At 40.2% G+C, this 21169-nt stretch carries 16 protein-coding genes; 12 read left to right on the top strand and 4 right to left on the bottom strand.

Annotated elements, in window-relative coordinates; translation table 11 throughout:
• Positions 1–31 precede the first annotated feature (31 nt).
• The 8 genes from ACN6KS_RS09565 to ACN6KS_RS09600 all read left to right on the top strand — a co-directional run bounded on the left by ACN6KS_RS09565 (position 32) and on the right by ACN6KS_RS09600 (position 13086).
• Positions 32–613, top strand: a complete 582-nt coding sequence (locus ACN6KS_RS09565; RefSeq protein WP_440961875.1) for a TetR/AcrR family transcriptional regulator — start codon at positions 32–34, stop codon at positions 611–613.
• A gap of 118 nt (positions 614–731) precedes the next feature.
• A complete protein-coding gene (locus tag ACN6KS_RS09570) occupies positions 732–1154 on the top strand; it encodes an FMN-binding protein (protein ID WP_440961876.1) in 423 nt (140 codons plus the stop codon).
• A gap of 20 nt (positions 1155–1174) precedes the next feature.
• A complete protein-coding gene (locus tag ACN6KS_RS09575; RefSeq protein WP_440961877.1) occupies positions 1175–1696 on the top strand; it encodes a flavodoxin family protein in 522 nt (173 codons plus the stop codon).
• 133 nt (positions 1697–1829) lie between these two features.
• Positions 1830–2477 carry a hypothetical protein gene (locus tag ACN6KS_RS09580; RefSeq protein ID WP_094877017.1) on the top strand — a complete coding sequence of 216 codons (648 nt, stop codon included), beginning with the start codon at positions 1830–1832 and terminating at the stop codon, positions 2475–2477.
• A gap of 150 nt (positions 2478–2627) precedes the next feature.
• Positions 2628–3437 carry an acyltransferase domain-containing protein gene (locus tag ACN6KS_RS09585; RefSeq protein ID WP_440961878.1) on the top strand — a complete coding sequence of 270 codons (810 nt, stop codon included), beginning with the start codon at positions 2628–2630 and terminating at the stop codon, positions 3435–3437.
• Between the two features lie 264 nt (positions 3438–3701).
• Positions 3702–4940, top strand: a complete 1239-nt coding sequence (locus tag ACN6KS_RS09590; protein ID WP_094871470.1) for an RICIN domain-containing protein — start codon at positions 3702–3704, stop codon at positions 4938–4940.
• 222 nt (positions 4941–5162) lie between these two features.
• Positions 5163–7709 (top strand): LuxR C-terminal-related transcriptional regulator, encoded by a 2547-nt coding sequence (locus ACN6KS_RS09595; RefSeq protein ID WP_440961879.1) that lies wholly within the window; start codon positions 5163–5165, stop codon positions 7707–7709.
• 232 nt (positions 7710–7941) lie between these two features.
• Entirely contained in the window at positions 7942–13086 is a 5145-nt protein-coding gene (locus ACN6KS_RS09600) for a cadherin-like beta sandwich domain-containing protein (RefSeq protein WP_440961880.1), read from the top strand.
• A 190-nt stretch (positions 13087–13276) separates the two neighbouring features.
• Here the strand turns inward: ACN6KS_RS09600 and ACN6KS_RS09605 are convergent, their stop codons facing one another.
• Together ACN6KS_RS09605 and coaA are read right to left on the bottom strand one after the other, a co-directional pair.
• Positions 13277–14302: a glycosyltransferase family 8 protein gene (locus ACN6KS_RS09605; RefSeq protein WP_440961881.1), complete on the bottom strand. Its 1026-nt coding sequence runs from the start codon at positions 14300–14302 to the stop codon at positions 13277–13279.
• 162 nt (positions 14303–14464) lie between these two features.
• Positions 14465–15400: a type I pantothenate kinase gene (gene coaA, locus ACN6KS_RS09610; RefSeq protein WP_094870969.1), complete on the bottom strand. Its 936-nt coding sequence runs from the start codon at positions 15398–15400 to the stop codon at positions 14465–14467.
• Positions 15401–15676: 276 nt separating this feature from the next.
• Here coaA and ACN6KS_RS09615 point away from each other — a divergent pair, with 276 nt between their 5' ends.
• Together ACN6KS_RS09615 and ACN6KS_RS09620 are read left to right on the top strand one after the other, a co-directional pair.
• Positions 15677–16762, top strand: a complete 1086-nt coding sequence (locus ACN6KS_RS09615; RefSeq protein WP_440961882.1) for an alpha/beta hydrolase family protein — start codon at positions 15677–15679, stop codon at positions 16760–16762.
• A gap of 51 nt (positions 16763–16813) precedes the next feature.
• The gene (locus ACN6KS_RS09620) at positions 16814–17464 is read left to right on the top strand and encodes a suppressor of fused domain protein (protein ID WP_094870966.1); all 651 of its coding nucleotides are present in this window, start codon (positions 16814–16816) and stop codon (positions 17462–17464) included.
• A 33-nt stretch (positions 17465–17497) separates the two neighbouring features.
• Here ACN6KS_RS09620 and ACN6KS_RS09625 read toward each other — a convergent pair whose 3' ends face one another.
• The gene (locus tag ACN6KS_RS09625; RefSeq protein ID WP_218832783.1) at positions 17498–17878 is read right to left on the bottom strand and encodes a VOC family protein; all 381 of its coding nucleotides are present in this window, start codon (positions 17876–17878) and stop codon (positions 17498–17500) included.
• Between the two features lie 221 nt (positions 17879–18099).
• Here ACN6KS_RS09625 and ACN6KS_RS09630 point away from each other — a divergent pair, with 221 nt between their 5' ends.
• Both ACN6KS_RS09630 and ACN6KS_RS09635 read left to right on the top strand, forming a co-directional pair.
• Positions 18100–19137 carry an NADH:flavin oxidoreductase/NADH oxidase gene (locus tag ACN6KS_RS09630; protein ID WP_440961883.1) on the top strand — a complete coding sequence of 346 codons (1038 nt, stop codon included), beginning with the start codon at positions 18100–18102 and terminating at the stop codon, positions 19135–19137.
• Positions 19138–19301: 164 nt separating this feature from the next.
• Entirely contained in the window at positions 19302–19739 is a 438-nt protein-coding gene (locus ACN6KS_RS09635; protein ID WP_440961884.1) for a MarR family winged helix-turn-helix transcriptional regulator, read from the top strand.
• 89 nt (positions 19740–19828) lie between these two features.
• Here ACN6KS_RS09635 and ACN6KS_RS09640 read toward each other — a convergent pair whose 3' ends face one another.
• Positions 19829–20986, bottom strand: a complete 1158-nt coding sequence (locus tag ACN6KS_RS09640) for a HupE/UreJ family protein (protein WP_440961885.1) — start codon at positions 20984–20986, stop codon at positions 19829–19831.
• Between the last annotated feature and the right edge of the window lie 183 nt (positions 20987–21169).

The raw sequence follows: 21169 nt of genomic DNA on the forward strand, positions 1-21169 counted from the left end.
AAATAATTATTCATTCATGGAGATGCGGAAAGTGGAAGATAAAAAAACAAAGATTTATGATTGTGGAAAAGAGATATTTAGCAATAAAGGTTTTAAGGATACGAATGTCTCGGACATTACAAAAAAAGCTGGAATAGCTATAGGAACTTTTTACAATTATTATCCTTCTAAGGAAAAGCTTTTTATGGATATATTTCTTGAAGAAAATGCGAAACTCAAAAAAAACTGTATGGAATCCCTTGACATGACCCAAAGCCCGGTGATTGTAATTCGGCAGATGATGGCACTCAATGTGGAAGGCATAATATCTAGCCCCATTCTAAAGGAATGGTATAACAAAAGTGTTTTTGGGAAAATCGAACAGCTTTATCGAGAAGAAACTGGTATTCAGGTGAACGATTTCTTATATGACAGCTTTCATGAAATTGTGCAGCAATGGCAAACTGAAGGTAAGATGCGAAGTGACATGGACAGCAAAATGATTATGATGGTCTTCGCCGCCATGATCAATGTGGAGACCCACAAGGAAGAAATAGGACTGGAGTTCTTTCCACAACTACTGGATCATATGATGGAACTAATCATGAAGGGTCTTACAGACTGCCCCAAATAGAACGAATGAGGCAGTTTTTTTATCTCTTAAAATGAATGAATATAATAATATTCATTCGGAAACTGAGAAGAGGGGCATGCGAATGAACATTGTTGTAAGAAGTAAAAGGAAGATCTCAATGTGGATGGTTATACTGATCATCTTCGTCGTGATTGTAGTCATCGTATGGGGAGGGATTCTCTTAAGCGCTCCAGGGAGGCGTGAAGTTCAGAAGCTTACTATCGACGTCATTGATTTCCAAAAGCTGCGTGATGGAACCTATGTGGGAGAATATATCGGCACAAAGGATCATTCCAGAGATACACAGGTTCAGGCATCAATATCTGAGGGTCAAATTTTAGATATTAAAATACTCAAAGGCGCTTTAGATAAAAATGGAAATCTGCTGAAAATGAAGGGGGGGATAAGCATTGGTGATTTGTTTAGACATGTGATTGAATCACAATCCCTTCAGGTAGACGTTATTAGTGGGGCAACGCTTACTTCTAAAGCACATCTTAAGGCACTAGAAAATGCACTGGAGCAAGCAAAGACGAAATAATTCGTTTCAGGAGGGCTAAGATGAACATTGCAGTCATATCGTATTCATTCACAGGCAACAATGATGCATTAGCTGGCAGTGTGGCTAAAGAACTGTCGTCTGAATATTTTCAGATTTCTGAATCCAAGCCGCGGACAATGAGTTCCATTACAATGGATATGATTTTCAGCAGGATACCATTGGTACAGCCATCACCTAATGTACTAGTGAAGTATGATTTGATCCTCTTTTTCGGGCCGATCTGGATGGGGCAAGTGGCCACACCACTCCGACCCTATTTAAAGCATTTGAAAACAAATCCGAACAAGTATGGTTTTATTTCAATCAGTGGCGGAGCGGACGGACCCAACACGAAGGTACCAGGCGAACTCAGGAAAAGAACTGGGGCTGATCCCGTTGTATTTATAGATCTGTATATCGCTGACTTAATATCGACAGATCCTAAACCGACACGAAAAGCTACTTCTGCTTACAAGTTAGATCCTGGGGATATCAAACAATTAACCAGTATAGTAGTGAAGAAAATAATGGATGTGATTTAGTAAGAGTTGACCCATAAATAAACGGCAGAGATACCGTTTATTTATTTTCTCCTCAACTGGTAGGAATTTGTCTATTATTAAAGTGTCAGTTCAATTCACTAGATGGTATGATAGGAGCGGGAGGGAATTTAAAATGACCAATGAGATAACAAATGAGAACGAAGAAACATTAAACGAGAACGAGGAAATAACCAATGATCCAGAAATGTCTGAGGAGGATATGAATAAGCTAGTGATGGCTGTTCACCATAACGGTCTCGTAGCTTTGAGAGTGCACTTTCAAGACGTTGAAGGACAAGTGTTGAATATGGAGGCCTATGGCCCGGTTTTTGTTTTTCACGTAAAGTCTGAGTTAGACCATGTCTATTCTTGTGGCTTTTTTCTGCGTGAATTGATTGCAAGATTCCAATCGGGTAAGGACCCTGCAGCATGGATGGCTTCATTCTTTGTTGATCTGATGAAGATTGAGGGAGGCAAAACGCTTCCAAAACCACCATCAAGTGAAGAGGAAGCTAAAGCGATCATAGACAATGAATTAGTTCCGCAATGTATTAAAGAAATCACCGAAGAATTTGCGCCAGAGGATGTACATGTAGGTCTAGCTTGGAACGAAAAACTAGGTCCGGTCTTCGAGGCTGGATTTCCAGCGATAAGCGATGGAAATAACGTTTGTGCGTTCCCACTGCATTTATTGTTAACGCACTTGCAATTGAATCGGGATCCTTCCGAGCTGCTTGTTCAAGGTATGTATAACATCCGTAAGGAACATGGATTGGAGTAAATCAGGCTCTGAGCCCTGGCCATCCATAAAACAAAGAAACGGCGAAAATGCCGTTTCTTTGTTTTATTATGTGAAAAAATGAGTAATAGTGAGATATTCTTTTGTAAAGAGCGGTTACAGGAATTCCATAGGAACTAAGGAGGTTTTCTAGTGAATATCAGAGCATTGTGTGAAGGGATAAAGCTTGATCCAGCGGCTAGACAGCAAGTTTATGAGTTTCAGTTGAAAGAGGATGAATATCTAGTTTATAAACAACATTTTTGCTTTGATAGATTTTCTTTTTTTGAATCGGTGAAACTCTCGGAGGGTTATCGAAAGCTGTTATTATATTTATTTGTGAGATTCGCAGTAGATGCTTATGAAGAGTATCGTATTCGTAACATTGAGGACGAGATCTATTATGATACATTCTCAGATATTCAGATCTGGTGCATGCAATGTATGCGTGATTACGGAGAATATGGTATTGAAGAATATAACTGGCTGCAAGAGCATGTTCAGCTTCGGTTATTTCGTTTGGGAAGAATGCAATTTCAACCTTTTGCGATGGATCGTGATTTAGTTGTTGGTGGTTGTACAATCTTTACCAATCAAATCGTGCTTAATGTGCATATTCCAGCAGGAGAGCCTTTATCAGTTCAAAGTGTGGAGGAATCCTTTCAGTTAGCCAGAGCTTTTTTTAGAGGTATAACTCCAGTGTTTATTTGTCATTCATGGCTGCTTGATCCGGAACTAAGGGAGGTATTGAACCCAGGATCGAACATTATTAAGTTTCAAAGTCGGTTCTACATTTATGAAGTCGACAAAAGTTCCAAGGAAGCAGAAGAAAGAATATTTAGTAAACTAAGTATGACCCCTCAAGAGTACGTAGAGAACACTCAACTGCAACGGAGTGCAAAAGCTTTTTTAATTGCAGGAGGTAAACTAGGAAGTGGCTATGGGATTAAAGTACATAAGTAAGGTTGAAATCTTGGCATATTACGGATAGAGAAGACGTACACTGCAAATGAAGTGATGCGTTAACCTGACGCTGGCTGTAATAGCTGGTTTTGGGGATAGTGTTTTGTTTTTTTCAAAAACGAAACCGGTTTCAAATGTGCGAGCGCGCCGTGCAATGAAATCAATAAGATCAAAGAGGTGATTCTATTGGGCTGACCCTGGGCAGATATCGTCTTAAGCATTCCAGTGTCCTATAATTTTTTTATTTATTAGGAGGAGACGATGATGTTGAGAAAAGGAAAAATGCTAAGTCTATTTCTGCTGTTTACACTCATGATTGCTCTAGTGCCTACTGGTAATTCAAGTGCAGCTTCTAACTGGAATCTGGTATGGAGCGATGAATTTGACGGGAATTCTCTGAATACGAATAATTGGTCGGCTGAAATCGGCACAGGGAGCGGTGGCTGGGGTAACAATGAACTTCAGTACTATACTAGTCGTCCGCAGAACCTGCAAGTTACGGGTGGGAATCTGGTGATTACAGCGCAAAAAGAATCCTACGGTGGAATGAATTACACCTCTGCACGGATTAAAACACAAGGACTCAAAAGTTTTACCTATGGGAAAATCGAAGCTAGAATCAAGGTGCCTTCGGGTCAAGGACTCTGGCCGGCATTTTGGATGCTTGGATCAAATATTGATACAGTAGGTTGGCCTAAATCCGGTGAAACAGACATTATGGAACGTGTGAACAATAATGCTTTTGTTAATGGGACGGTACACTGGGATGCCAATGGGCATGCCGAGTATGGGCAGGTATCCGGAAATCTGGATTTCTCTCAATACCATGTGTACAGCGTTGAATGGGATGCGAATTATATCAAGTGGTTTGTAGATGGCAACCAATTTAATGCTTTTTATATTGAGAATGGAACGGGCAATACAGAGGAGTTCCAAAAACCCTTCTTTATCCTGCTAAACCTTGCTGTTGGTGGGAATTGGCCTGGAAGTCCAAACGCTTCAACTGCTTTCCCGGCGCAAATGCTGGTTGATTATGTACGTGTGTATCAATCCGCGCCTACCTCAAGCATCGTTAGTGGCGGGATTTATACCTTAGCCGACAAGGCTAGTGGCAAGGTTCTGGACGTAGTGGATGTATCCACAGCAAGTGGGGCGAAGATGCAGCAATGGACCAATTACACAGCTAATAACCAGAAATTCAAGGTGGAAAGTACAGGAGACGGCTACTATAAGCTGACAGCAGTGCATAGTGGAAAAGTCTTGGATGTGCCAAACTCATCAACCACCAGCGGTGTACAGTTGCAGCAGTGGGATGACAATGGTAGCAACGCTCAGCGGTGGAGTATTGTAGATGTAGGGGGGGGCTATTACAAACTAATTTCTAAAGTGAGTGGATTAGCTATGGATGTAAACGGAGCCTCGACGGCAGATGGCGCAGCGGTTCAGCAGTGGACAGATAATGGAAGCGATGCTCAGAAATGGTTTTTTACTAAAGTGAACTAAAAGGGTCTTTATACGATCATGTTTAAGACAAACGGCAGAGATGCCGTTTTTTATTTTTTTGTAGAATATAGATACACTTATCAGAAGGCATCATTTCATATTTTAATATTCCTCTATCTGATATACTGTGATTAATAGACTTGAATTCTAAAAAATGCTACTAAAATAGATTGAATTTATTGTATTACCTATAGCATTTATACATATTCGGAGGGGTTATCATTGATTGTTGGAACTAAACTCCATATCCCTCGTGTTCGTAAAACATTGGTCTCTCGCCCAAGGCTGATGCGTAAACTTAATGAAGGAATGGACTACAAGTTGACGCTTATTTCTGCTCAAGCTGGTTATGGCAAAACCACAGCATTAAGTGAATGGATTAGACATTGTGATACGCAAGTAGCTTGGGTTTCATTAGATATGCAGGATAATGATTGGGCTCAGTTTTGGAGCTATGTAACAGCCTCTATCCAAGAGAGTTGCCCTAGGTTTGGATCAACGGTTCAACCCCTTCTGATGAATGGGCCTTCTATGACTTTGGAGCCAGCGATAGTAGCGCTATTGAATGAGTTAAACAACTTAACAAGTGAACTACTTATTATTCTTGATGATTATCATGTCATCGAAACCCCCACAATACATCAGTCTATGGCTTATCTACTTGAGCATTTACCTCCCCATATTCATCTATATATCGTTAGTCGAACCGATTTGACCATACCCACTACCAGGCTTTTGGCAAAAGGTGAGTTACATCGAATCATCATGCAGGATCTGCGTTTTCAATTGGATGAGGGATTTGAATTTTTTCGGGATACAACCGATTTGCGTTTAACCAAAGATCAAATTACCGAGCTTTATGATCAGACCGAAGGCTGGATTAGCGGCTTACAGCTAGCGGCGATTAGTCTGAAACAAAGTGATAATATAAATGCGACGATTCATCAAATTAGAGGTCAACAGCAGCATATATCTGATTATTTGCTAGAAGAAGTATTTCATCATCTATCGGATTCTGTACGCACTTTTTTACTGGAAACCTCTATTTTAGATCGGATGAATCATTCCTTGTGTCAAGCTGTAACCGGTCAAATGAACTGCCAAGAGCAATTGGTAAGGTTAGTCCATTTGAATTTATTCGTTATCCCCTTGGATGATCAAAGGAATTGGTACAGGTATCATCATTTGCTTTCTGACTTTTTGCAACAAATATTGTTCAGAACAGATCCGAATAAGTGGATGCAAGTACATACTCGAGCGGCAAATTGGCTGGAGGAGCAAGGTTTTGATGAAGAAGCGGTGGAACATTATATAGAAGGAAAACGGTTCGCAGATGCTGTTCGTTTGATCGAGAAGAATCTTCATACGTTGGTGCAATCGAAAAGCGTTGTTTTGATTCGATGGGTGTCTGCTTTGCCGGAGAACTCTTTTGCAGAGAAGCCGATGATTGAATTGTTTTATATCTCTGTATTGCTGGGAGTTGGAGAATGGAAGACGGCATTTAAGAGAGTAGAGCAGGCTGAAATTCGGTTTCTAGCGTTGCAGGGGAAAATGGATGATGCCCAGTGGAATCAGATTATGGGTAATATTTACTTTTTCTGTTCAGTTACCACCTATCTGCAAAAGGACCTTGAGCGAACGTCGGCATACTTTGAGCTCGTAGAGCAATTCGTGCCAGAAGGTAGTTTTTTTCAAACGATGGGGCGTAATCGATATCAAGGGAATGATGTGTTTGATGATCACTTGGCGCTTATTAATGATCTTCATGCAGCAGAAGCCTTCCTATTAAAATGGATTACAGTTTGGGAGAACAAACAGGAGTATCCTTTTGTTGGTTATTTGTATGCTTCTTATAGCAAATTGCTCTATGAATGGAATCGATTGGACGAAGCTGAACGGTATGCAAGTAAAGTCCTTGAACGTAAGGACATGCAGCCTTTCGCTCGAATTTTGATTCACAATTACACTAGCGCTTCAAGGATTCAGCAAGCCAAAGGAGATCCAAAGCGAGCATCACAGCTGCTTACACAGTTGAAATTGCAAATTGACTCTCCTGACTATGATTTGTTTATGTTAGGTGTTGAAGCGGAGCACGCATGTTTATCTCTACAGCAGGGTTCGCTTCAAATGGCTGTGGAATGGTTGGGGGAATGCGGTTTGGCACATATGGACGAAATTCCCATGAATCGAATCGCAGAGTACCTAGCTTTGGCAAAAGTGCTGGCTGCATGCGAACGTTCAGGTGAATCCTTACAAGTATTGGATCAACTGAATCTTTTGTTATCCAAGGAAGATCGTCTCCGAGATCAAATTAAGGTATGTATTGCGCAAAGTATGACGTATCAATCCATCGGTCAAACTGAGGCAGCTTATCTACTCTTGGAGACCGCTTTACATCTAGCAGAGCCAGAAGGCTATATCCGCAGCTTTTTGGATGAAGGACCTAAGATGCAGGAACTGCTATCTACTTATCTGAAGGTACAGATAGGCAGTCTAATTCCCGATCCAAAGCTTTCGTTGTCTTATGTGAAGCAGCTGATCCAGGCTTTTAATGTAACCATGGAAGGAAAGCCATCTCTCAAAGAAATATTAACGGAACAGGAAATGAAAGTTCTACATTTAATCGCAAGTGGGCTGTCGAATAAAGAAATCGCTGATAAGCTATTTGTTACAGGTGAAACAGTGAAATTTCATATTAAAAATATGTATAGAAAGCTTGGAGTAAACAATCGTGTGCAAGCGCTCCAATATTTCAATACATTCATATAATAGGTATGAAGCCCCCCTATAAGTAAGACTATCCTCCCCTTTTGGGGAGTTTTTTTTTGGAAAAGTTAGTCTTATAGTTAGGTAATTGCTGAGTATTCGACATACAAAGATATTTTGCAACAAGAAACTTAATTGAAAAGGAAGTGGGGTAATATCAATTAATGCATACAAAAGCACTTTGGAATTATTTTTACCTGTTAGTAAGTTACATTGGAGGAGAGTAAATATAGCTATGTTAATAACAAAAATATCTGGTTCTACACAAAGATGGTTGAGAGGGTTTACGATTCGTTTATTAGTAGGACTGATGATATTTTCATCGTTCTCCTTTATATTTACAGGCATTGTTTCAGCGCAAGATGGAAATACAGGACCTGATGGAAGCCCCGGTTGGACCTATTGTGCTGATGAGGGAGAGGATAGCACTTGCATAGTTCCAGGGAGGAAAGAAGTCCGTTATTGGGCTACTGGGGGGAATTATAAGTATTATTCGAAAATTATTACCGATAGCACGATATGTTCAAATGATGTAATGGGCGGTGACCCAGAAGGCGGAATTAGAAAACAATGCTATTATCGTGACCTTCAGCTTGATAGCGGCGAAATGACTAAAGTTGTTAGCGAGCAGAACAAGACGTTAACGGTTACATTTAATGTGTATGCTAGACAGGCAGGTACAATAGAGGATTTGCGAGAAAAGATTACAGTGAAGAAAACAAGCGGCGGCGCTTATGCACCTCTTGACGTAGAGGACACCGTTACAAACGTAACCTACACAGATACAAGTAGTACGCTAGAAATCCATTTTAAAGACACTTTATTAGGGGATTCAAATGCACTGAAAATCGATGCGGGAGCATTTGTGGATATCTCAGATAACGCATATAGTCAGCCCATTGAGATTACAAATATTCAATTTACCCCGCCTGTTCTAACAGCGGATACGGATAACAACTATACCGATAAAGATATAACGATTACGTTTCCTGACGATTCTCTGTGGCGTGAAGCGATTACGGCGGTGTCAGACGGAGGGACAGTATTAAGTAAAGAGACACAATACGCTGTTGATGCCGGTATGCTCACGATAAAAGCCGGTGTACTGATTACAAAAGGCATTCATGACATTAGAGTGACAGCGCTTGGTTATCCAGATGTGGTGGTAAGTCAACAGATGATTAAAAAGTATGTAGGTAATGGGTCTGGTACAGAAAGTGATCCTTATCTAATCGAGACTTCCGATCAACTGAGTGAAGTTAGAAACCATATGGAAAGTGGTACTTATTTCAAACTTATAGCAGACATCGATCTAGGAAGTTATACAAGCTGGATGCCAATTGGAAATGATAGTGAAAGATTTAAAGGAAATATAGATGGCAACGGATATAAAATTACAAATCTTAGTGTTCAAAGTAATTATACTTATTATACGGGATTATTTGGTTATTTAGATAGTGGAAGTAATGTTACAAATATGAGATTGGAAAACGTCAACATTTCAGGTGGCGGTACTTTTATTGGTGCTATTGCTGGAGGTAGTGAAGGTACCATCAACAATAGCTACGTTACTGGAGTATCTATAAATGGCAGTGGATATATTGGAGGGATGGTAGGATATAGCACAAATGGATCCATTACTAATAGTTATGTGATTGGGTCATTGAATGGAGATTATTATGTAGGTGGCTTGGTGGGATATGCTTATTTAGGAGTGGTGAGTGATAGCTATGTGTCAGGATCGGTAACCGCGACTAGTCTTTATGCAATAAACGGTGTTGGCGGCTTGATTGGAGTTTCTTACTTTGTAGACATTAGAAACAGCTACGCGACTGGAACTGTGAAGCCTGGACCTGGGACTGCAGACGTTGGTGGTTTGATAGGTAGTTATTATTACTATTTTGGATCATTAGCGAATAGCTTCTATGATAAAGATACAGCACAGCAAGAGGATACAGGAAAAGGTGAAGGAAGAACAACTGCAGAGATGCATACTAAGGCTAATTTTAGCGGTTGGAACTTCGATTCCACATGGTATATCACCCCTAATCAGTATCCTAGATTGTGGGCATTTACAGATTTATCTCCAGGGACTAAAGGCTGGACAACAAAGATTAATAATGTATCTAACGGGATGGAATATTCGCTTAACGATAGCGATTATATTCCAATAACAGACATTGATGCAGATAACATTGTTGTAGATACGGGAGATCAAATTAAAGTCCGAGTATCAGGAGATATAACAAGCACCAAAACATTGGCAGTAGGTGTAGCAGATATTAAGGCCGGACCCACTTTAGGTAGCTTAACGGTGGGAACCACCGCGGGAACTACGAAGCTAATCAATGTAAGTGGAGCTATGGAATATAGAGTCAATTCGGGCTTATATGAGGAAATTACCGATACAAGTGAGGATAATATTTCTGTCTATGCGGGCGATACGATTTTTGTTCGTCTTGCGGCAACTTCCTCAGAACCAGCATCCTTCGACCAAAAATTAAAAGTTGGTTTAGCGCATATCAAATCAGCAGCAGCACCAACTGGATTATTAGCGACAGGAACGATTGGTGGCACGACAAAGCTAAGTGATGTTTCGGAAAAGATGGAATATAAAATCAATGAGAATCCGTATAAAGGGATCTCCGGTACGAGTGTTGACAACCTCATTGTTAATGAAAACGATACGATCTCAGTTCGTATAGCGGAAACAGCTAAACTACCTGCGTCTGAGGTACAAGAGCTGACCGTTGAATCAGATGTAATAAACCCAAAAAGTGCAGACGCGACCCTAAGCGGACTGACCTTTACCGATGTGACGCTCAGCCCTACATTTTCTAAGGATACATTGACGTATACTGCAGTTGTTGCTAATAGCGTAACGAATACGACAATCACAGCAACCAAAGGGAATAAAGATTCTGTGATCCTAGTGACAGATTTAGGTTCGAAGTCGCTGTCCGTTGGAGTAAATACCTTTATTGTTCATGTTACAGCTGAGGATGGTGTCACGAAGAAGGAATATACCGTGACGGCAACTCGTGCGACAAGTTCAGACGCCTCTCTGAGTGCGCTGACATTAAGTGATGTGACACTCAGTCCTGTATTTGCTAGTGGCACTTTGTCGTACACTGCTAATGTAGCAAACAATGTGACTAGTACAACTATTGGAGCAAGCACGAATAGTGGGGCTGCTATGGTACCCGTAACAGATCTAGGTTTGAAGCTGCTATCGGTAGGAGCGAATACATTCACTGTCCACGTCACCGCAGAGGATGGTATTACTAAGAAAGATTATACCGTTACGGTAACAAGAGCGAAGAGTTCAGATGCCACATTAAATGCCCTGACGTTAAGCGGAGTAACGCTAAGTCCTGTATTTGCGAGTGGTACACTGACTTACACAGCCAATGTAGCAAATGATGTGACAAGCACGAACGTTGCAGCAATCAAGAGTGACGGTACCGCAACGGTTTCAGCAGGTGATTTAGGCTCGAAGACGTTATCGGTAGGAGCGAATATATTCACCGTTCACGTTACCGCAGAAGATGGAACAAAGAAGGACTATACCGTGACGGTAACCCGAGCGGCAAGTTCAGATGCCACACTCCGTGACTTGACCTTAAGCGGAGTAAGAATAAGTCCAGTATTTGCTAGTGGCACATTGACGTACACAGCCAATGTAGCGAACAACGTGTCAAGCACGACCATTTCAGCAACTAAAAATGATAGCACCGCTACGATTGCCGTAGCAGATCTAGGTTGGAAGTCCCTGACTGTAGGAAAGAACACGTTCACCGTTCACATTACAGCAGAAGATGGAACAACGAAAAAGGACTATACCGTGACGGTAACCCGAGCGGCAAGTTCAGATGCCTCATTAAGTGACCTGACATTGAGTGGAGTGACACTAAGTCCAACCTTTGATGAGGACACTTTAACTTACGTATCCAGCGTAACGAATGATGTGAAGAGCACTATGGTGGAAGCAGCCACGAATGATGAAACTGCTACGATATCAGCAGATGATCTTGGTTCGAAGTCTCTGTCCGTAGGAAAGAACATAATTACGGTAACCGTAACAGCGGAAGATGGTTCTACGAAGAAAGAATACATTGTTGAAGTAACCCGAGCGGCAAGTTCGGATGCCACGTTAAGCGGCTTGTCCTTGAGTGGAGTCACACTGAGTCCAACCTTTGATGAGGACACTTTAACTTACGTATCCAGCGTAACGAATGATGTGAAGAGCACTATCGTGGCAGCAGCCACGAATGATGAAACTGCTACGATATCAGCAGATGATCTTGGCTCGAAGTCTCTGTCCGTAGGAAAGAACATAATTACGGTAACCGTAACAGCGGAAGATGGTTCTACGAAGAAAGAATACATTGTTGAAGTAACCCGAGCGGCAAGTTCGGATGCCACGTTAAGCGACTTGTCCTTAAGCGGAGTCACACTGAGTCCAACCTTTACAAGTGCTACACTGGCTTACACAGCCAATGTAGCTAATGACGTAAAGAGTACTACATTATCAGCAGCCACGAATGTTGGAACAGCTATGATATCAGCAGATGATCTTGGTTCGAAGTCCTTGTCCGTTGGAAAGAATACATTGACGGTAACCGTAACAGCGGAAGATGGGATCACGAAGAAGGAATATACGGTTAATGTAACCCGTGTAGCAGAAGAAGTTATATCTGGTGGGGGTAGTGGAGGCTCCGGTGGTGGGTTGCCCACACCAACATTAGCTCCAGCAGCGACGCCAACGCCAACACCAGTAGCGACGCCAATGCCAGCTGTGGCACCAGCGACGACACCGGGATCTACCTCAACACCAGCGAATAACCTAAGTGATATTTCTGGACATTGGGCGCAGCGCGCCATTCAAGAAGCGTTAAGCCTTGGAATTATCAAAGGTTATTCTGATGGCACATTTAAGCCTAACGGCACCTTAACGCGAGCAGAGTTTGCTCTAATGCTGATGAATGCTTTGAAACCGCAAGAAGCTGGAACTAAGCTGACCTTCACAGATGCAGCGAAGATTGGAGCTTGGGCTCAGGAAGCGGTCGCACAGGTGGTACAAGCAGGTATTATTAACGGCTATGAGGATGGCACATTCCGTCCAAATGCAGAAATTACAAGAGCTGAAATGGCAGTGATCCTTGCCAAGATTCTGGGTAAATCTAACGAAGCAAGTGCCACAACCGGGTTTGCAGACGACAAGGACATTCCAGAATGGGCAAAATCCAGTGTAGCTTACTTGAAGTCAGCAGGTCTTGTAAAAGGGAAGGGCGATAATGAATATGCTCCCCAGGATCACGCCACCAGAGGAGAAGCTATAACTATCTTATTGAACTTATTAAAACAAATTAACAAATAAAGTGAAGATTATTATAAAAGGATGAGTGAAATGCCCAATTACTATTTCAATGAAATCTGGACGCCTCTTAAAATTGTAGGAATCCGTCTGTTTCGGGATGATAATATGGGCGTGTGGATCAAATTCTGGCACAAACGAAGACGCCGTATTCGAGCCTGATAGACATCTAAGTTGATTAGACCTGCAGCCCCTATCTAATAGGGGCTGTTTTTTTACGTTTAATACGTTGTTGATAATGAATTCTTGTATTGATTACAGTCCCTTTTCTTCTTCTAATCGTTCTAATTAATTTCAATTGAAACAGCGAAAGGGGTGAGATGCTTGTGCGAATCATTTTAATTCTACGTCTATAAATGATTCGTCTATTACTTTTTCGTGTGAACCGCCGCTTAATATAGCTGACCTTCCGTTTTCTTCGTTTTAATTTGGCTTTAAAAGCTCTCCAAGGGGTTAGATTCAGGAACTTGCGATACAGCGCAAACCCTGAGGAATCTGTATTCCAGCATTTCTCATCCCCTGCAAAATGGACAATTTTATTATTGTAGTCATGATCTGGGATGGCCATATTAAACGAATTAAAGCGGATATCGAGAGGGAGGTAATTCGCTCCAAAAACTGCATTTAGAGCATCCTGATCAGGCATGGTGACATCAGGGAAAGTGCGCAAGAAGTTCAGCATCTCTTGGTACCAGTTTGTATTCTGGCGGATATTATTTAAAGCAAATACGATCACTCCAGAATTAAAATAAATCTCAGGATTCAGTCCTTTGGCGCTCACAATAGGTGCAACATCCATAATGCCCTGATCCCAAATCGCCCCTAAATATTTTTCATTCAGCTCGACCTGCCACAGCTCCGCGATGTCTATGTTTACCAATACATCACAATCCAGATAAATAATTTTGTCAGCAGGAATTAACGCGGGAAGCAGCAAACGGTACATACTTGCATGTGTCCACATATCGATAGCATTAATATTGGCAAGAACTTGGAGCATATCTTCGGGTAAAGTAATCGGATAAAAGCTAATCGTATGCTGATGTTTAGTGGTTAATCTGGTGAGCTTTCGTTTGTTAACTTCGGTTAAAGAGGCATCATGTAAAATATGAACATGGATTGGGGAACTTGTATGATGAAAAACTGACGCTAAAACGACACCGGCATGCTCTGCATATTTTCCATCCTTATCTTGAAAGGCTAAGGCGATTTCGATCATTTGATTTATCCTCTCTCTACATTAGTGTACGAATGTACCACAGTATACGTTTGCCCTGGCGAGAGGATAATGGCATTACACCTACGATATTCACCCAATTTTTTGTGCACATAAAAAAACCAAGCTCTGCAAATCAGAGACTTGGTTTGTGAGAGCATTAAATTATTTTCGCAGTTTAATGCGATCTATGTGATGATTGTTATTTTTAAATAGAATAAGATCTGCACGATTTCTGGTAGGCAAAATATTGTGTATTAAATTTTCAAAATTGATTTCTTTCCATATTCTTTTCGAGATCTCGATAGATTCTTCTAGTGATAACTGTGCATATTTTTTAAAATAAGATTGCTCATCTTGGAAGGCGGTATCTCTAAGCTTAATAAACCGGTCAATATACCATTTCTCAATATTATTCACATCAGCATCCACATAAATTGAAAAATCAAAGAAATCAGATACAAAATAATTTGGCACACATTGATTAATCGTCAAACTAGTCTGAAGAACATTTAACCCTTCAACAATTAGGATGTCCGGGTTCTCGATCGTAATAAATTCATTTGGCACGATATCATAAGTTAGATGCGAGTATACAGGACTTTGAACACTCGAAACACCAGACTTCACTTTAGTTAAAAATGAAATTAAACTACGTGTGTCGTAGCTTTCAGGAAATCCTTTTTTCTTCATGATTCCACGCTTTTCCAGCTCGGCATTGGGAAGTAAGAACCCGTCCGTCGTAACTAAATCAACTTTTGGATGGGAAGGTAATTGAGAGAGGAGCTTCTGAAGAAGTCTAGCGGTTGTACTCTTGCCAACAGCGACACTTCCGGCGATACCTATGATAAATGGACCTTTTTTAAGATCGTTGTTAAGAAAGTGATTGATAGAATCTTTAAAGGTATGAGAGGCTTGAAGCTGCAAATGTATCAACTGGGACAGAGGAAGATAGACCTCATTTACATCCTCAATCGAAATTTTATCGTTAATACTTTGGATATCGCTAAGCTCTTCTTCTGATAATTGGATAGCGGTGAAATCGCTTAGTTTTTTCCAATCCTCACGTAAATAAAGTGTATATGCTGAATTATTTACCATTAAAGTTTCCACATCCCTGAATTTTTTAAAATATAAGAAAGTATAAGTTATGTACCTATACTTTAAGTCTCATATTTCTCGAATAAACGCTTACCATCCTTATATGGACGCCGAAGGCGTTTACGCTTGAAGATTTACCTTTAGGTATTATAACCGTTCATTCAACTTGATTCCATTCATAGCAATCGACATTAGTATGGACATTATGGAGAATTCATTTCAATAAACAGGAAAATAAATTAAAATATAGTGAACGAGAAAGAATGGAGTGGAACCATGGGAGTTTTTCGAAAAGTTGAAATATTAACGGATTACACGCGAAACGGTACGTTCCAAGAAGAGTCTGAGTTCAGGAAAATCGTGATAAGTATTTATTATCCGGATCCGGATGGATTACTCGAAAACAATGAATCTGAAATGAAATATATGGATCTTTTCCGGCCCTGTGAACAACAAGCAAGAGAAATTCTACAAGATATTGGAATGAATATGGATATCATAGATGGATTATCTACCTCAATCAGCGAGGGAGCATTACAACAAAAATTCAAACGATCCTATCCTGTCATTATCTACTCTCCTGCACTAGGCTTAGATAGAGATATGTATATTTACAATATACAAGCGCTGGTAAAGCAAGAATTCATAGTGGTAACCGTCAGTGCTGCTTATGAAGCGATGTTTACCGTTTGTCCAAGTGGAGAATTTATGAATCAATCAGAGGTGATGAGGACAATACAGGCTACAGATTATACCGAATTACATCACTTCATTTCTATTCGGAAAAAGGACATACAGCATGTATTAGATCACCTATCCAAGCTGAATTCAAGAATGGGAATTTTTGATATGGATAAGGTTGGAATGATTGGACATTCAATTGGCGGTGCTACTGCATTAGATTTAACTATGGAAGATGATAGAATTAAAGCCGCAGTTTTATTAGATGCAAGCATGCATTTATATATAGAGAATGAAGTGAAGAATAATACGGTCCCCTTACTTGTATTAAGGCAAAAGGCTTCTGCTTTAGAAGCCTTAAGCAATATTTTACAGGAGAAAATAGCAAAGGATTTCATCAAAGGACAAGAGAAGCTTTTCCGGAATTGGAATGGATATAAATCTTTTTTGAAAATACGAAACGCGACGCATATGTCCTTTAGTGATATGACTCTTTTTGAGGAGGACGAAACTTTATATCAGAGAACTTGTGGGATTCATAATCAGATAAATGAGCTTGTTGCTAATTTTTTTCAAGAGCATTTATTAGATCAAGGGAAGGACTATTCTACATTCATTAGCCAAAATCATAGTGATTTCTGTAGGATCAATGGCAGTGGAGATGAAATTTCTGTAAATTAGCAATAAAAACCTCTCTTTTATACCGATAAACATATAAGGGAGGGATTATAAATGTATTCTGATCAGTCTAACCAGATGATATGCAATCATATTGAACAATACATAGGGGTAATTGATAATGTTTTTAAAGAGGTTATTTCAGACGTTCTGTCCATTGATATTTTAATTGTTAACCCGACGCCTGAGCGGAATTACTATACTTTAATTACATCAGGTATGAGTGAATTTGCGATGCAGGTTCCGGATGGCGCAGAAGAATATCAATATACTGAATTAATGATTTGCCTTCCTCCTACATGGAAGCTGTCTGATGAGGCTTTTAAGGATGAAAGAAATTATTGGCCTGTACGTGCCCTGAAAACGACGGCTAGGTTTCCACATGAATATAATACATGGCTCTATATGGGGCATACGCTAGTCAACGGTAATCCAGTACAGCCTTATAGTGAGGATACAGGATTTAAAGGGATGTTTGTGTGGGTGCCAGAAGTTGAAGATCAATCCGGATTTTTTAATTTGGAAATGAACAGTGAGAAAGTGGTGCACTTCTATACTTTAATTCCGCTTTTTGGAGAAGAGTTAGATTATAAAGTTAAGCATGGCGAGGAAGAATTACTTAATAAGTTAAATAAAATCGGGGTTACCGATGTTCTGAATCCTTCACGTAAAAATAGCTGCAAGAAGAGATTTGGACTCTTTTGAAAAACAAGAAAAACGGCTGAGGGCCGTTTTTTTTTATCCTTTGATTCCAAAAGCAATCCAGCGTCCATCGACATCTTCAATAACAAATTCCTTGTTATTATAGTCGGTGTTTATTAATGCTCGGACAATATTAACACCAGCGGCTTCGAATTCTTTCTCCAACTGCTCTTGCTGTTCCGTAATAAAATAGGCATCGTACCCATAGCCATACAATTCTCGATTAGGAATAACCCTTTGTCCTTGGGATTGTGTAAGGATAATTTCTGTATCATCACGATACAGGCAAATATGCGGTTCCTCCGTATCTAAATAGGGCACAACTTGAAAGCCTAAGTACTGACTATAATAAGCGGCAGTCTGCTCAATATTCAGAGTAGGAAAGATACTATGTGATTGTAAAAGCTTTTTGTCCACTTGTGAGTTCATCCTTTCTAAGAAAATAGATACCCATATATTACCTTGCGGCAAAGATTTCAACAATACGTGGAGTTATTAAGCCGCAGGAGACATTCATGGTTGACACCATAGATATTCTATAATAATATACATGCATGAGCATACATTAATTAATTTCTGCTAAAACATGTTTTTAATGTTCATAATAAATTTAGTTTTTTATAAAGAGGAGAGATATCATGAAGAACTTGTTCACCCCGTATGAAATGAAGGATTTGAAATTGAAGAACCGCGTGGTTATGCCTCCAATGTGTCAGTATTCAGTGACTAACAAGGACGGAATCGCTACCGATTGGCATTATAATCATTATGTAAGTCGCGCCGTTGGCGGAACTGGATTGATTATTATTGAAATGACAGACGTGGATCCTGATGGACGGATTACTGATTTTGACCTTGGTATTTGGTCTGATGAGCAAATTCCTGCTCTGGCTCGAATTGTTGAAGCTTGTCATGCTTATGGTGCTAAAGTAGGAATTCAAATTGCTCATGCTGGGCGTAAGGCTGAAGATGCAGCAGTTCCTGTATCCTCTTCTGCCGTTCCATTTGACGCTGACTCCAAAACACCACGTGCCCTAACGACTGAAGAAGTGAAGGGTATGGTTGAGAAATTCCGTTTGGGCGTGAAGCGTGCGATTCAAGCGGGGTTTGATGTTATAGAGCTTCATGGTGCGCACGGTTATCTGATTCATCAGTTCCATTCACCATTAACGAATCAAAGAACAGATGAATATGGCCAAGATTTGACCTTGTTTGGTACTGAAATCATTCATGCAGCGAAAAGTGAAATGCCTGAAGGAATGCCACTGATCATGCGCATATCAGCTCAAGAATATGTAGAGGGCGGATACGGCATTATAGAAAGCTTGGCCTTTAGTAAAGCTTATAAAGAAGCTGGCGCAGATATTTTCCATATCAGTGCAGGTGGTGAAGGTCCTATCGCGGCTGCTGGCAAGCCAGGTACACATGCTGCGTATCAAGTTCCTTTGGCAAGAGAGATCAAATATGGTTTGAATGTACCGGTGATTGCTGTAGGCAGATTGGATGAACCCGCTCTTGCTAATGCAGTCATTGGGAATGAGGAAGCAGATCTTGTTGCTGTTGGTCGGGGGATGCTGAGAAATCCATATTGGACCTTAGAGGCTGGGATTGAGCTTCAGCAAGACCCGGGTGTTCCTCAGCAGTATGCCTTTGGATTTCCTAGAATTAAAGGCTAAGGACTTACGAAATTGAATTGTATCATTTGGAAAGACCGACTTCTTGGAGAAACGGTCTTTTCTCTTTTTTGGATTAAGCTTGGCACAATGGATGTGGAGTGTAGTACTATTATATAGAAGAAAAAATTCATGAATAGTCATACGCTCAGGAGATGAAGAGATAGATGGACAAAATTCTTAACAATGACCTTATCGCGAATTGGTTGACGTTAACCCACATACAAATGAATGTGACGAATGAATTAGAAGTTAATTTGCAAGCGAATCATGGCTTATCTTTAAAAGAGTTCTATTTATTATTATTCTTGTCGGAAGCCCCAGAGAAAAAACTGAAATTGCAGAAGCTCGAATCTATGGTTGGTTTAAGCCAAAGTGCCGTTTCACGACTAGTTAGCCGGTTTGAAGCTAAGGGCTGTGGAGCTTTAGAGAGAAGAGCATGCGATAGTGATCGCAGAAGTATTTATACCTCCTTAACCTCCATTGGTGAGGCCAAGCTCATCCGTGCACAAGAAACCTTTAAATACACGCTAATGACGGCATTCCCGGAAAAAGATGTGGAACAGCTTCTAGAGCAAATGCTTCGCTTGAAGCGGCAATCATGAATCAGCTCAAAAAAACCTCTGTTTAGGTGAATGGATCGTATCTCCATTTCCCATGCAGAGGTTTTTTGCATAAGACTAAAGGACTTATTCTAAAAGAACAATCTCTCCACTAGCCAAAAGGCGCCAAGTGCAGTAATTAACCACGAACCATAAGCGATAACCGGTTTGTAGAAATTTCTTTTTTGGAGAAAAATAAGCACCGGAAGCAAAACAATCACAATACATAATTGGATGAATTCAATGCCTACATTAAAGCTCACCAGATCCACAGCCAAATGTGCTTTTGGCAAGTTCATTTCTTGAAGAATATCCGCAAAGCCAATGCCATGAATGAGTCCGAACAGGAAAGTTATGAGCGCGCGGAAACGGATTTTTTTACGGAAAATATTCTCAAGCGCTACATAACAAATACTGAGTGCAATGACAGATTCAACAACTCGTGAAGGTAAGGAAATCCAGCCCAGAACTGCGAGTGTTAACGTAATGCTGTGTGCTAAAGTGAATGCTGTGATAATTGCAGCATATTGTTTGAGCGTTTGTTTTCTTAATAGTAGAGCGAATAAGAATAACAAGTGATCATAACCCGTAAGAATATGGTTCATTCCCAGTTTGAAAAAAGAAAACCAATCGGATGAGGACCCAGAACTACCTGATGAGGACGAATTGGTGGATGATGATAATTGCTGCTCCTGTTGATCCTCTGTTAGCAGCATGCTCCACGTCCGGTCTTTTCCTTGCATTACGGTTTCGCTAGTCTGATTTCCGTTATGTGCAGTAATTAAATTGACATACGGAGAACTTGTAGCTTGTGAATATAGGCCGTCGTTGATTGCGATGGTTTGTCCAGGCTCAAAGGCAGGATAGGTAAAATTCCATGTAAGAACCTCTTTATCCCCTTTTTTATCAAGGAATAAGTCTTGAAGCTCTGGAGCTTGCTGTTGATCATTCATTTCCAAGATGACGCTATCTTCGATCCATTCTTCTAAACGATGCTTATTACTCTCAATCTCATTCTCTTCCAATATCCCATTTCCGTTTATATCCACATTATCCATACTTTCAATAATCGAAATGACGTCCAATGAAAATGAAAAATCGGTCTTGTCCTTATCAAAAGTAACGGTGGTATAACTGGCACTAAGTGGATGTGCGGAAGCCGTTAGTTGAGAAAAAGTCATGGAAATAAGGAAAATTACAATAAAGATTAATGATTTTAATAGATTGGAGCGATTCTTACGAGCTGACAAAGTTGTTCCCCCTTGAAGATAAATATGTATTTAATGATGTTATTACAGTTGATCATAATCTTAAATTGTCATTGGAGTGTTAAATGAAAAGATAATATGGGGGAGTTTTTTAGCGAATTATTTAATAAAAATTAAAAATTCTAATTATTTTTTAATTAAAATTTACAAAACGAAATAAAACGA

It is taken from the genome of Paenibacillus nitricinens, from assembly GCF_052056485.1.
Lineage (GTDB): Bacteria > Bacillota > Bacilli > Paenibacillales > Paenibacillaceae > Paenibacillus_AQ > Paenibacillus_AQ nitricinens.

Bases quoted from the DNA above. Each gene is read 5' to 3' on its own strand.
- ACN6KS_RS09570 (WP_440961876.1), top strand. From the start codon at position 732: ATGTGGATGGTTATACTGATCATCTTCGTCGTGATTGTAGTCATCGTA.
- ACN6KS_RS09600 (WP_440961880.1), top strand. From the start codon at position 7,942: ATGTTAATAACAAAAATATCTGGTTCTACACAAAGATGGTTGAGAGGG.
- ACN6KS_RS09635 (WP_440961884.1), top strand. From the start codon at position 19,302: ATGGACAAAATTCTTAACAATGACCTTATCGCGAATTGGTTGACGTTA.
- ACN6KS_RS09620 (WP_094870966.1), top strand. From the start codon at position 16,814: ATGTATTCTGATCAGTCTAACCAGATGATATGCAATCATATTGAACAA.
- coaA (WP_094870969.1), bottom strand. From the start codon at position 15,400: ATGGTAAATAATTCAGCATATACACTTTATTTACGTGAGGATTGGAAA.
- ACN6KS_RS09615 (WP_440961882.1), top strand. From the start codon at position 15,677: ATGGGAGTTTTTCGAAAAGTTGAAATATTAACGGATTACACGCGAAAC.
- ACN6KS_RS09630 (WP_440961883.1), top strand. From the start codon at position 18,100: ATGAAGAACTTGTTCACCCCGTATGAAATGAAGGATTTGAAATTGAAG.
- ACN6KS_RS09590 (WP_094871470.1), top strand. From the start codon at position 3,702: ATGTTGAGAAAAGGAAAAATGCTAAGTCTATTTCTGCTGTTTACACTC.
- ACN6KS_RS09580 (WP_094877017.1), top strand. From the start codon at position 1,830: ATGACCAATGAGATAACAAATGAGAACGAAGAAACATTAAACGAGAAC.
- ACN6KS_RS09605 (WP_440961881.1), bottom strand. From the start codon at position 14,302: ATGATCGAAATCGCCTTAGCCTTTCAAGATAAGGATGGAAAATATGCA.
- ACN6KS_RS09575 (WP_440961877.1), top strand. From the start codon at position 1,175: ATGAACATTGCAGTCATATCGTATTCATTCACAGGCAACAATGATGCA.